Here is a 13,892-nt window from a genome sequence, read left to right as displayed (position 1 = left end):
TTTAAAATCGATAGTTTTTATAAACTAAAACCTAATCTTGTAAAAAAGTAAGCACCATCTGATCCCATTTGTACAGAATCAGCTAGTCCTCCTTGATCTGTCCATCCATCAAATTGAGAAGTAGGGTATACATTAAAAATATTGTTACCACCCATTGTAAACATAATTTTATCAGTAAAAGCATAGCTTAAACTCAAGTCAGTGGTAATTTTACTTTTATAGGTATCAGTAGCTACAGGATATAAAGCATCTGCTTCTGCCTGTGTTGTAGCAGGAGAGTCTACCCATTGAAAATCTTGTAATTGTACTTCACTAAATTTAGTTAATCCTAAAGCGATATCAAATTTTTTGTAACCATACCCTAAGTTTAAACCAAATTTATGGTCAGGAGCAGCAGCTTTTAAATAAGCTTCTGAAAAAGGACTAAAAAAGGTAAATCTATTTAGATTTCCATTTTTTATTTTTTCAATTTTAGTATCATTAAAATTTCCAACAAGTCCTACATCTAACCTATGGTCATTAAATTTTTTCTTATAATTTAAAACAATATCAATTCCTTGTGTTTTGGTATCTACACCATTGGCAAAAAATTGAGCTGCATCTACGCCTAAATTTAATGGAGTAGCATCAAAATTATCTGTTAAAATAATTCGATCATCAACAGAAATAGAGTAGGCATCAATAGTTGCTGTAAATCCACCAGTTTTATAGGTAAAACCAATGCTACTGTTAAAAGCAGTTTCTTCTTTTAGTTGCTCAATACCAAAAGCTCTGGTAACGGTACTGTTATTTGCTGATAATAAAGAAGGTAAAGATACACCGTTTACAATGTTTGTAAATTTTAGGTTGTAATATAGTTGCGCTAATGAAGGTGCTCTAAACCCTGAAGAAATTGATCCCCTTAAGGTTAAATTATCATTCGCTTTAAATCGAGAAGCTAGTTTAAAATTAAAAGTGCTACCAAAGTCACTGTAATCTTCAAATCTAAGAGCAGCACCAACTAAAAATTTATCAGTAAAATTAAATTCAGAATCAAAATATACACCAACATTACTTCTTGATCGGTCTACTTCGTTATCTGGACTATATCCAGGAAAACCTTGTGCGCCTCCGGGTAAATCATCGCCATTAGAATCTGTTGCTATTACTTGTGTAGCAGGATTGGTGATTAAAAGTCCGTCTTCATCATATAATCCATATGAACGTTCTTCACCAGCAAAAATAATAAAGTTTTCTGTTCTGTATTCTAAACCAAAAGCGATGTTTATACCACTCATTGAGTCTTCAAAATATTTAGAAAAATCAACACCTGTTGTGTTTTGAGATAAACTATGGCCACCAGCATCAAACTCTGTTGGTGAAGCATCTTTTAAAGAAGCGTTGTTGGTGTCTTTTATTAAATAATGAAACTTATTTTCTCCATAAGTATTGTTAAAATCAAGTTCCCATCCGTTAGCTAATATATGTTTTACTCCAGCAGAAACAGAGATGTCGGCTATATTAGATGTTATTCTAGGAGTAAATCCGTTAGGATATAAACTAGGCACACTTCTGTTATCGCCATCAGCATAGCTATCTCTTGAAAAAGCGTAGGCATCGGTATCTCTATAATTTCGTCCACCAAAAGCATATACTTCAGTGTTATCATTAACAGGCAAGCTAGTATTTACCATAAAATTAAAACCATCAACACCTGCGCTACCATAACCTTTACGCCATGAAAAACCAGGACGTAACGTGTTTTCTTTTGACAACAATTCTGTTGTAAAGTTTACAAAACCTCCTTTGTCATTTAGTTTAGCACCATAATTTAAATCTAATTTAAAAGTACCTCCATCAAAACTTTTGTCTTTTCCGTCTAATCTACTTTTTCCTTCTACATTATATAAAGTTTCTCCAGTGGCATCTTCCCAACCATTTCCAATAGCGGTACTATAAACACCGTAACCAATACTTCCAGAAACACCATCAGTAGCGTCTTTTAAAACAATATTTATTACTCCGGCAATAGCGTCAGAACCATATTGTGCAGATGCTCCGTCACGTAAAACTTCTATTCTTTTAATTGCTGCTGTAGGTATAGCATTTAAATCGGTACCAGAATTACCACGACCACGTGTACCAAAAATATTTACTAATGATGATTGATGACGTCTTTTACCGTTGATTAAAACTAGTGTTTGGTCAGGCCCCAAACCTCTTAGAGAAGCAGGAACCACATGATCTGCTCCATCAGATCCAGATTGCTTAGTTGCATTAAAAGAAGGTGCAGCGTATTGTAAAAGATCATTTACTTCTACCTTACCGTTTTTAGCAGCCAAACTACCAACATCAATAACATCAACAGGTACAGGAGTGTCTACTGCGGTTCTTTTTGCATTTCTAGAACCAACAATCACAACCTCATCTAACTGTAAACCTTCATTTAAAGTAATGTTAAATGTTGTATTTCCATTAACAGGAATTTCTTGGGTTTCAAAACCCGAAAAACTAATAATTAGTGTACTATTTGGACTGGTAGTTAATGTAAAGTTTCCGTTAAAATCAGTAGAAGCTCCATTGCTTGTCCCTTTTTCTAAAATATTTGCACCAGGTAAAGGTTCGTTAGTGCTATCTCTTATAGTTCCTTTAATTTGTAATTGGGCATTTATTAGTTGTGTTCCAAAGAATAAAAAACAAATTAAAAAAAAATGCAGTCTTTTCATAAATGAGATTTTATTGATTAATATTCTTTAAATGTAGTAAAAAGAAGTGTTATTTTGTTAATTTGTGTTAAAAAAACGTTTATTGTATTTTTTTTTTAGTTAAAGTTATGTGAATTATTAAATGTCGTTTTTTTGAAAGCAAAGCAGTATATTTGCACACGAAAATTTTCAATAAAACAACAGAATGAAAGCCGGAATTGTAGGATTACCAAACGTAGGAAAATCAACTTTATTTAACTGTTTATCTAATGCAAAAGCGCAAAGTGCCAACTTTCCTTTTTGTACAATAGAGCCAAATATTGGAGTGGTAAATGTACCAGACCCAAGAATACAGGTTTTAGAAGGAATGGTAAATCCAGAAAGAGTAGTACCTGCAACAGTAGAGATTGTTGATATTGCTGGTTTGGTAAAAGGAGCAAGTAAGGGAGAGGGATTAGGAAATCAATTCTTAGCAAATATTCGCGAAACAGACGCAATTATTCATGTTCTACGTTGTTTTGATAACGAAAATATTATTCATGTTGATGCCTCAGTAGATCCAGTTAGAGATAAAGAAACGATTGATATTGAGTTACAATTAAAAGATTTAGAAACTGTTCAAAAACGTTTAGAGCGTGTAAAAAGAACGGCTAAAACTGGTAATAAGGAAGCACAAGTTGAATTAGAAATTCTTTTAAAAGTAGAAAAAACATTACTAGACGGAGTTTCAGTAAGAGCTATCGAATTTTCTGAAAAAGAAATAGAAGTTGTAAAATCATTACAATTCATCACTTCAAAACCAGTATTATATGTATGTAATGTAGATGAAGGTGCTGCTGTTACAGGGAATGATTATGTAAATGCTGTAAAAGAAGCTGTAAAAAATGAAAACGCCGAAGTTATTGTGTTGGCAGTTGGTACCGAAGCAGATATTACCGAGTTAGATGATTATGAAGAACGCGAAATGTTTTTAGCAGATATCGGTTTAAAAGAAGCAGGAGCCTCTGTTTTAATTAGAGCAGCCTATAAATTATTAAACTTACAAACTTATTTTACCGTAGGTCTAAAAGAAGTAAGGGCTTGGACGATTAATATTGGTGATACCGCACCACAAGCAGCTGGAGTAATTCATACCGATTTTGAAAAAGGATTTATTCGTGCCGAAGTAACAAAATATGATGATTATACTACTTTAGGTGGTGAGCAAAAAGTAAAAGAAGCAGGTAAACTAGGAGTTGAAGGTAAAGAGTATATCGTGCAAGATGGCGATATAATGAACTTCAGGTTTAACGTTTAATCTAAGTTAGAACAGCATAAACAGTCTTTTACTATTAGATTTTATAATGAATACTGCATTTTATTATGCAGTATTTTTTGTTATTAATTATTTTGAATACAATAAAGGTATTGTTCATTATAGTAAAGTTGATAATATGTTTTTAATGTTTAATTATTCTTATAAACTGACTGCGTTAGCGATTGAATGGTATGTTTGAGCTCTTTTTTAATTTTGTTTTTTTATTTGTGAGGGACGAACAAATTAACAAAGTGCACAAAATTAAAAAAAGCGAGTAATGAAAGCGCGACACTTGTGGAACGCCCAAAAAGAATTTACCTTTGCAACTGTAAAATAAAGAGATGAAATACGCAAAAAATATATTAGAAACCATTGGTAATACACCATTAGTTCAGTTAAACTCAGTAACTAAAGAAATTGATGCTTTAGTTTTAGCAAAGGTAGAAACCTTTAACCCCGGAAATTCGATTAAAGATAGAATGGCGTTAAAAATGATTGAAGATGCTGAAGCTGATGGGCGCTTACAACCTGGAGGGACTATTATTGAAGGAACCTCAGGAAATACAGGTATGGGGTTAGCCTTAGCAGCAATTATAAAAGGGTACAAGTGTATTTTTGTAATTTCAGACAAGCAATCGAAAGAAAAGATGGATATTTTACGTGCTGTAGGAGCTGAGGTTATTGTTTGTCCTACCAATGTAGAACCAGATGATCCTCGATCTTATTACTCGGTTTCTAAACGTTTAGGTGAAGAAACTCCTAATTCTTGGTACGTAAATCAATATGACAACCCAAGTAATGCATTGGCACATTATGAGCAAACAGGGCCTGAAATATGGAAACAAACCGAAGGTAAAATAACACATTTTGTCGTAGGTGTTGGAACTGGAGGTACTGTTTCGGGAACGGCAAAATACTTAAAAGAGCAAAATCCGAATATAAAAGTTTGGGGAATTGATACTTACGGATCAGTATTTAAAAAATACCATGAAACAGGTGTTTTTGATGAAAATGAAATTTACCCATACATTACCGAAGGTATAGGAGAGGATATTTTACCTAAAAATGTAGATTTTTCTTTAATTGATGGCTTTACCAAAGTAACGGATAAAGACGCAGCAGTTTATACACGTAAAATAGCAAAAGAAGAAGGTATTTTTGTAGGTAACTCAGCAGGGTCTGCTATTAAAGGAATGTTACAGTTAAAAGAGCATTTTAAGAAAGATGATGTGGTAGTAGTACTATTTCATGATCATGGAAGTAGGTATGTAGGTAAGATGTTTAATGATGATTGGATGCGTGAGCGTGGTTTTTTAGAAGAAACAATTACAAAGGCAGAGGATTTAATAAAATCACACATTAATAAGCCGTTAGTAACTGTTCAAACAGAAGAACTGGTATCACATGCAATTGAAAGAATGCGTGATTTTAAAATATCGCAAATTCCGGTAAAAGATATTAACGGGTTTGTAGGCTCGGTAAACGAATCAGATTTATTACGAAGTTATATAGCTGATAAGGATATAGCTGATAAACCAATTAAAGAGGTTATGGGTTCTATTTATCCTGTTGTAAAATTATCAGCATCTATTGATGAAGTTTCTAAATTAATAACAAAAGATAATCAAGCAGTCTTAGTTGATTTAGGTGATAATAAACACCATATTATTACTAAGTATGATATTATTAGTGCTATATAAATTATAAAAAACCTTTAGATTAATTCTTAGTCTAAAGGTTTTTACAATTTACACGTTTTGTAAGGTGTTGTTTTATTTTATTTTTGAAACAAATATTTATCATGATCTCCTTTTCCAAAAAGTACTTTCTTTCCATCTTGCTTCTGCTTTATAAAATAAATTTTTATGCTTTAAATAGTGGTTCCATACTTGTTTTATTTGATTAGAATATAGCATATTAAAATCTTCCATTTTAGCAACACTAAAATCTTTTATAAAATTAAAATTTGTTACTAGTTCTTTAAATTGCATTGCGTTAGCCATGGCATTAAACATTCCTTGAGAAGATAAAGGGTCGAAACTAATAGCGGCATCACCTAAAGCAATCCATTGCTTACCTGCTGGTTGCTCTAAACGTGTTGAATTTGCACTAACAGTTCCATGAAAAGTAATATCCTTTTCGTTTTTTGCTAGTAATGATTGCATTATTTTATGCTGTTTAATAAGCGTTAAAAAAGAAGTTGAATTTTTAAGTATAGCTTTATCAATTAGATCAGCATCTGTTTGAAAAGAAATAATTCTTTTATTATTAGGTAAAACAGCACTATACCACCAACCTAATTCATCAGCAACAATGGTACTCATAGTATTAATACTTGTATTAGGCATGCTTACCCAGCATGAAATTAATTTATCAAACTGAACTCGTTTAATTCCAATGCTTTTAGCAAAGTGAGATTGCCTACCGGTTGCATCAATTACAAAAGTTGCATGAATAGTATGCGTTGTTCTATTTTTTAAATCATCAGACTTACCTGTTACTTTCCATAAGTTTTCTTCATAAGAACTATTAAAAAGACGAATTCCCCACAAGCAGTTAACACCTCTTTCAAAAGCTTTTTGTCTAAGATATACTTCAAAGTTCTTTCTATCTAAACTTCTAGAAAAACCATCAGGGTTTTTAAGGTGATCTACTATGTGAAGTTGATCACTTCCCCAGTAAGATTGCATACCAAGGTTATTACTAAATAGCGATTGTTTAAAATCATCAGATTCATTTTCTAAAAGACCTAATTTTTTTAAGATTCTTTGAGCAGCAGGAGCTAAAGATTCACCAATTCGATCAACAGGTGTTGTTTTTTTGTCTATTAAAGTAACATTATAGTCGTTAGCCAAAGAAATAGCAGCAATACAACCTGCAATACCTCCGCCTATAATAAGTATATCTGTTTTTTCCACAAAGTGATGTTTAAATAAATTAATGGTTTACTAATTAAAAAAACAACCTTGTAAAACTACAAGGTTGTTAATTGTATTAAACAATTATAAAAATATATTATTTAGGCGTATATCTAGAAAAACGTGTCATTTTTTCAGGAATACCAACTTCTACTTTTACAAGAGTTTCTTGTTGATGTGAATCTGATTGTTTTATTGTATGTAGCTTAGAAGCAATAAGATGTATCGTGTTGGTAACATTTGTTGATGTTTTAAAATCTTTAGTTAATTCATCTTCAACCAATGTTAATAATTCTCCTTTAGCACCTTCTAATAAAAACTGCTCATTTAATAAATTGTCATGAGAAAGTTTGTCTACAGCTGCATACAATACATTTTTAGTCGTATCATTTAAAGTATGATTGCTATTTAAAATACTATCTAAATCAACTAAAGTAGCTTTTAATAATTCAGCCTCTTGTTCAGGAGTAGGCGTAATTCCAACCTGCATTTCTTTTGGGAAATTAGGGTCGTGTGTAACACCAGGGCGTTTTTGAACTACAGCTAACTTATCAAAATATTTAATCATACTATTAATTTGATTTGTATAGGTAGGAGCTCCTCCATCTAAAGGAAGGTCATCTAGCCATTCAGATCGGAAATTAAACGCTTGAATACGTGTTTCTTCAGCTAGTTCGGGATTGATAACTTCTTCATAACGATCTTCATTTAAAATGTTATTAGGCACTCTAGCAGGCCAAAATGTAGGTAAATACGGATCATAGTCACTTGTGTAACCATCTCTACAACTAGCCGTATCAGTTTGCCAAGGAATAGCCATCCAACGAGTAATACTTCCAGCAACTTGTCCTCCTAAAATAGGTCCTTTAGCTAAAGGCAGTATATCGTTATTCATCATTGCACCATAATACATTGTGTTAACAGGTGGTGTTTTAGGAGCATGTTTTATTCGAAAAGGTGCCATATACATTCCTGAAGAACGCATTGGCCATGTCATTTCACAACCAGGGTGAAAAGCATCCGCTAAACAAAATTCCATGGCAGCTTTGGTAAGCATATCTGGTTGCTCAGCTATTGTTAGTTCATCAATTGTTGGAGGAGTAGGTATATGAGGGCATCCAGTCATATCAATATAATCGGCATCAAAATCACCTTTAACCCATTGGTCTAAAAATTCTAATTGTAAATTAGATAAAGTAGCATGTTGACGAACAGAGCCAGTAGAAGGAATGCTAATAGCATCACCATATAACCAAGGCCATAATTGCGGAGCTTCTGCTCCAGAGACTTCAAATCGACGGAAATTATTAGAAAGCGTACGTCGCATTTCCATATAAGCAGAAGATGGGTTCCCTAGTTTTTTTATCCATTCGATGGTTGTGTAATTAAATTGACCACCAAAGCCAAAAGCTCCAGCAAAACCAGCATTTACCCATTGTAAATCGGTCATACGTTGAAATATTGGTAAAATATCTTTAGTAAACGATGGTCTTGTAGGGCGAACTAACATATTCGATTTTACGGCTACATCACGCATTAAATCCCACATAGTACGTACCGATTTTTGCATTGGTGCATAATCTGGTGGCGCACAAATAACCCAAGCAGGATCTACAGTAAGTTTATTTCCGTTATATTCAACTTCAGCAGTAACAGGGCCGTCAGAAATATCATCGTACCAACCTTCATTATTTGCAAAAGTAATAGCAATATCTCCGTTAATATTTTCAGATTTTCCATGCCCACCTAACATAACTAAGCGTCCTTTTTCATCGGTATGCATTTCACCTAAATACACTTTGGTAGTTAAAAATTCTCCTTCAAAAGCATCACTTTTATTATTGGTACCCGAAATAGATTTAGCACCTCCGTCGATTAGTAATGACTCACGATCTTTTACATCGATGTTTCGTAACATAGATGGAGGAACATCAGCTGCCTCAGGAATATCTAAAGCAATGTTAAATTGATACCATGAAGATTTTTGGTTCGATAAATGACTATGCCATGTAATGTTTGAGTTTTCGGAAGTTAATTCTTTTACAGCTTTACCCGCTGCATTAAAACCGTAAATTCTAAACTGAGCAGCTTGTCTTTTTAAAGCCCCCGTTTTATCTCTGTATGCATACGGATCGGTTTGCGGTGCTGGATTATCAACCAAAGGACCTAAAAAGTATTCATCTTTACTATTTCCAACTCTCATAACACCAATAGGAGGGTAGATACCTGCTTTTACAATACAGTCGCTATCTTCATCTGTGTTTCCTTTAAATTCGGGGTTTATCTTAGTTGGTTCTTGTAATTGTTGTCCATTTGCTTGATGTCTTGCTTCAGCACTCGCAGCATATACAACTTTTCTTGCTTGTGCAATAGAGCCTAATGGTTCGTGTTGCGGTAATGTTCTCCAAATATTAAAGGCTAAATTACTACCAAATTCAGCTTGTCCAATCGCTGATACATCTTGCTGAGGTAAATGTAATTTTGCAATACAGATGTACGGACTTTCTTCTGTACTCCATACAACTTGAGCATCATTTAACGGCATAGTAGCATCGTTAGTTCTTAGCTGTATTTCAAAACGAAAAGTTGCTTCTTTTTTTACTAAACGTTGTTGTAAATCCAGTCCTAGGTAATTGGTGTCGTTAAAGGGAGTTCCTTTATAAGTGTCTTCAGGTACTAGGCGGTATCTTACAATTTGAGAGTCTCCTAATTTAAAAGGAAGTATTGCCCAATAGCTTGCGCTTAACACACTAGCTTCTTCTTTGGTCATTGCTTGTAAAATACTTGCCAATTCAGGATGCTTATTTATGTAAGTGTCATAATCGTGATTAATAACGCCGGCTTTAGTAAAACTGCACATTTGTTGTGCATCACGAGCAAAAAAACGATCTATGTTTTGAAAAATAAAATCAGCATTGGTACCATCGCCTAATAGTTTAGGCCCATCAACACCAAATAATTTTAAACCTACTCCTAAAGTTGAATGCAAGTCAGGAGATGTTGGCCCTGTATCGCTTGAAAAACGAACGGCACATTCGTAGGTGTCACTAGCAAATATTCCGACTTTAAATTTTTCGTTAATATCTTTATTTATTTCAAAACGACCATAAGCTATACCGTGTTGTTTTCTGAATACAGCTCTTTTAGCAGGTTGTTGTCCGTTTTCAATTCTAGTTTTTTGACCGATTTCTACAAACATCTCTTTAAGACGTTGTGTAACTAAGGTGATATTTCCATCGCAGTTCCAGCATGATGTAGATTTATCGTTTGAAGGTTTTGTCATTATTGGTTAGTTTAAGTTGTTATAAAATAAAAATTATTGAATAAGAATAAAAATAACATATAATTACATTCATTAATATATTATGGTCACGAGTGTATTAATTTGGGGTATGGGAGAGTTATTAAATTTATATTGTAACTTTTTTCACGTAATTTTTTATATAAACAAAGTGTAAAACCTTCGAAGGTTCTCGTATGTGGGTTTGTATCAATAATTAATTTTATACGGTATAACTTTAATTATTTCCCCATTTTTTTGACTGATAATAATTTTACAACTTCATCTCTCTTTAACGCTAATTCTTTATTATATGTATTCAAGTCCATTTCTCCGTAACCTAAGTTAGGCTTTATTGATAAAATATGTGGATATAAGTCTGTGTCTTTGTCGTAAATTTTTGCTTTTATAGAGGCTAATGCTTGCATAACATTTTGAATAGTCGTTTTATTTATCTCACTTTGAAATGGTAGTATGTTTGTTATATCTTTTGAATCCATTCCAATAACATCTACAGAAAGTGTACCTTCTAAGTGATTTGCTTCAGCAGCTAAGCCTAAAGCAAACAAATCTCCTAAATTAACTTTATTGTTTGAGGTTTTTACTTTTGCCACAAGTCTCAAGCCAACTCCAACCTTTGCTTCACCAAATTTTGTATGATGATTTTTATATTTGGTATAATCCATTACAATTCTATAATATGAATTTTTTGAAGAAACCTTTGAAGCTCCATAATTTAATTCCCCATTTATTGTATTTTCAATTATTGAAACTAAAGTTCCTTGGTTTTTTAAAAAGTCAGTAATCTCTGTTTTACTGGCTTTAATTAACTCTCTTTTACCTATTAAGTTAGTTGTTGTGTCAATATAAGGAATTGTCCATCCGTATTCTACAGGATCAATAGGATAAAATTCGGTGTTATTCACAACAACTTTTTTCATTAAATCTTTTGTTGATGTACAACTTATTAATAATATTGCAGTTAATAGTATAGTTAAAATTCGTTTCATATTTATTGATTTTTGGGTTAGTATCTTTTTAATTAAAGAAATTTATTATTTGAGTAATCTTATTAGTGTGTTTTTCTTTTTTTTGATGGATGTGTAAGTTTTAATAGCTGTGTATTAGGTGTATAGCAATCAAAATTACTTTTTAAATTTTAAAATGTAGCTTAAAAAACCGTAATATATTTACGGTAAAACCATATATGTATCTTAAATTTTAATAAATAATAAAAGTATTTATAAAAAAACGTTGAGAGCTTGTTGTTTGGTAATGAGTGTTGTAGGTGAAGGAGATAAGAATTGTTTTTAGTGGTATTACCTTGTTTTGTTAAGATTTAAAAGAAGTAGAAAATTATTAAAATAGCATGTATAACAAAACCCGCAATTTTAAATTGCGGGTTTTGTTATAATATAGTAAGTCAGTTTATTTTAAACTACCAGTCATGTCTTCAGGTTTTACCCATTCGTCATATTCAGCTTCGGTAACATACCCTAAACGTACGGCTTCAGTTTTTAAAGTTGTTCCGTTTGCGTGTGCAGTGTTAGCAATTTCAGCAGCTTTATAATACCCTATTTTCGTGTTTAATGCAGTAACTAGCATTAATGAGTTGTTTACTAACTCGGTAATTCTACCGTGGTTAGGCTCAATACCGGCAGCACAGTTAACATCAAAAGATACACAAGCATCTCCAATTAATTGAGCAGACTGTAATACGTTAGCCGCCATCATTGGTTTAAATACATTTAATTCGTAATGTCCTTGCGTACCACCAACGGTAACAGCAACGTCATTACCCATAACTTGTGCGCAAACCATAGTAATAGCTTCTGCTTGCGTAGGATTTACTTTTCCTGGCATAATAGAAGAACCTGGCTCGTTTGCAGGAATAATTAATTCACCAATACCACTACGAGGTCCTGATGCCATTAAACGAATATCATTAGCAATTTTATTAATTGAAACCGCTAATTGTTTTAAAGCTCCGTGTGTTTCAACTAAAGCATCGTGTGCAGCTAAGGCTTCAAATTTATTTTCTGCAGTTATAAACGGTAAACCTGTAAACTTAGCAATATACTTAGCAACTAATACATCGTAACCAGCAGGCGTGTTTAATCCTGTACCAACAGCTGTACCACCCAAAGCTAATTGACTTAAATGTTCAAGAGAGTTATTTAACGCTTTTAATCCGAAGTTTAATTGTGCTACATAACCAGAAAATTCTTGTCCTAAAGTTAACGGAGTTGCATCCATTAAGTGTGTACGACCAATTTTTACAACATCTTTAAAAGCTTCTGATTTTGCCTGTAAAGTATCGCGTAATTGTTCTACTCCAGGTATTGTTACTTCTACAATTTTCTTGTAAGCAGCAATATGCATACCTGTAGGAAAAGTATCGTTTGATGATTGCGATTTGTTTACATCATCATTTGGCTGGATGGTTTTTTCACCTTCACCAATTACTTTACCAGCAATTTCATGCGCTCTGTTAGCGATTACTTCGTTACAGTTCATGTTACTTTGTGTACCAGAACCTGTTTGCCAAATAACTAGCGGAAATTGATCATCGTGTTTACCAGCTAAAATTTCATCACAAACCTGTGCAATTAAATCTCTTTTTTCATTAGCTAATACACCTAATTCGGCATTGGTATAAGCGGCAGCTTTTTTTAAGTAAGCAAAACCATATACTACTTCTAAAGGCATTGAGCCAACTGGTCCTATTTTAAAGTTGTTACGAGAGCGCTCAGTTTGTGCTCCCCAATATTTATCAGCAGGAACTTCAACGTTTCCCATCGTATCTTTTTCGATTCTGAATTTTGTCATTATAAAATGATTTAAAAGAATATAATTTAACTAAGTTTCAAAATTACAAATTCTTATAGTTTTTTGTACGTTATTTTTGTCAGATTTTATTGTTTGAAAAGAAAAATAGTTTTAATTTTGCAGTATAACAATTATTAATAAGTAACAAATGTTAGATTTTTCAGAATTCTCAGGATTGGTATTATTCATGTTTATTTTTACAACCGGATTTTGGTTGTTAATTTTCTTATTAACATTTGTGGTTCCTTATTGGATTGGAGGAACAATTTTAGAAAACATAAAATTAAAAAGAGAAGCTAAAAAGGCAGCTCAAGAATTAAAGTAGCCTTTTAAATATATATTAAAAGCTCGTTCATTAGTTTGAACGAGCTTTTTATTTTAAAAAGAGTTTCTTCTTCTATTTCTGTTACCTTTTCTTGAGGGGTGATTTTTTCGAAACTCTTTTTTGTGTTCTGTCATAATTTTTTTAAGTTCATCTAATTGTTTGCTGTTTATAAACTTATATAATTCTTTTTGTTGTTTTAAGTTTATCTCTTGAATGCGAGCCTTTTTTTCCTGATCAGGTATTTCCTGAACTTTGATTTCTTTTTTTTCTTTGCCGTATTTTATAAGAATATCTTTAACCATTAATAACTGAATATTGTCTAACTTAAGTTTTTTTTGAATTTTTTCAAGTTGTTTATCAGTTATTTGTTCAGTATTTTGTTTTTTTTGAGCGAAAATATTTAAAGATAAAAATAGTAATAAGATATTTATGAAAATAAATTTATTCATAGATAATGTTTTAAGTAGTGTTTATTGCGTTAGGGATTGAATGGTTTGTTTGAGCTCTTTTGCTAACTGTGTGTTTTTATACACAGTTAGCAAAAAGCGAGTAATGAAAG

9 protein-coding genes are annotated in these 13,892 nt (G+C 32.4%); 3 read left to right on the top strand and 6 right to left on the bottom strand.

The features are described from left to right. Positions 1-17 precede the first annotated feature (17 nt). Positions 18-2,705 carry a TonB-dependent receptor gene (locus Q4586_RS12110; protein ID WP_303529280.1) on the bottom strand — a complete coding sequence of 896 codons (2,688 nt, stop codon included), beginning with the start codon at positions 2,703-2,705 and terminating at the stop codon, positions 18-20. A gap of 184 nt (positions 2,706-2,889) precedes the next feature. Between Q4586_RS12110 and ychF the strand changes: the two genes are divergently transcribed. After that, entirely contained in the window at positions 2,890-3,981 is a 1,092-nt protein-coding gene (gene ychF, locus Q4586_RS12105; RefSeq protein ID WP_303529278.1) for a redox-regulated ATPase YchF, read from the top strand. 341 nt (positions 3,982-4,322) lie between these two features. Then, positions 4,323-5,681: a pyridoxal-phosphate dependent enzyme gene (locus Q4586_RS12100; RefSeq protein WP_068706377.1), complete on the top strand. Its 1,359-nt coding sequence runs from the start codon at positions 4,323-4,325 to the stop codon at positions 5,679-5,681. A gap of 99 nt (positions 5,682-5,780) precedes the next feature. Here the strand turns inward: Q4586_RS12100 and Q4586_RS12095 are convergent, their stop codons facing one another. The 4 genes from Q4586_RS12095 to fumC form a co-directional block, all read right to left on the bottom strand. Then, on the bottom strand, positions 5,781-6,899 hold the full coding sequence (locus tag Q4586_RS12095; RefSeq protein WP_303529273.1) for an NAD(P)/FAD-dependent oxidoreductase: 1,119 nt from the start codon (positions 6,897-6,899) through the stop codon (positions 5,781-5,783). Between the two features lie 97 nt (positions 6,900-6,996). Next, positions 6,997-10,182: a LodA/GoxA family CTQ-dependent oxidase gene (locus tag Q4586_RS12090; RefSeq protein ID WP_303529271.1), complete on the bottom strand. Its 3,186-nt coding sequence runs from the start codon at positions 10,180-10,182 to the stop codon at positions 6,997-6,999. 239 nt (positions 10,183-10,421) lie between these two features. Further along, positions 10,422-11,189: a hypothetical protein gene (locus Q4586_RS12085; protein ID WP_068706383.1), complete on the bottom strand. Its 768-nt coding sequence runs from the start codon at positions 11,187-11,189 to the stop codon at positions 10,422-10,424. A 418-nt stretch (positions 11,190-11,607) separates the two neighbouring features. Continuing rightward, complete coding sequence (gene fumC, locus Q4586_RS12080; RefSeq protein ID WP_068706385.1) at positions 11,608-13,008, bottom strand: class II fumarate hydratase; 1,401 nt, start codon at positions 13,006-13,008, stop codon at positions 11,608-11,610. Between the two features lie 148 nt (positions 13,009-13,156). Here fumC and Q4586_RS12075 point away from each other — a divergent pair, with 148 nt between their 5' ends. Beyond that, positions 13,157-13,333, top strand: coding sequence for a hypothetical protein (locus Q4586_RS12075; protein WP_176715005.1), 177 nt, complete (start codon positions 13,157-13,159; stop codon positions 13,331-13,333). A 53-nt stretch (positions 13,334-13,386) separates the two neighbouring features. Here Q4586_RS12075 and Q4586_RS12070 read toward each other — a convergent pair whose 3' ends face one another. Further along, the gene (locus Q4586_RS12070; protein WP_068706387.1) at positions 13,387-13,782 is read right to left on the bottom strand and encodes a hypothetical protein; all 396 of its coding nucleotides are present in this window, start codon (positions 13,780-13,782) and stop codon (positions 13,387-13,389) included. Between the last annotated feature and the right edge of the window lie 110 nt (positions 13,783-13,892).

This window comes from Tenacibaculum soleae (assembly GCF_030549005.1).
GTDB classification, from domain to species: domain Bacteria; phylum Bacteroidota; class Bacteroidia; order Flavobacteriales; family Flavobacteriaceae; genus Polaribacter; species Polaribacter soleae.
Note: the sequence above shows the minus strand (reverse complement) of the source record. Positions and strands in the feature narration are given on the sequence as shown.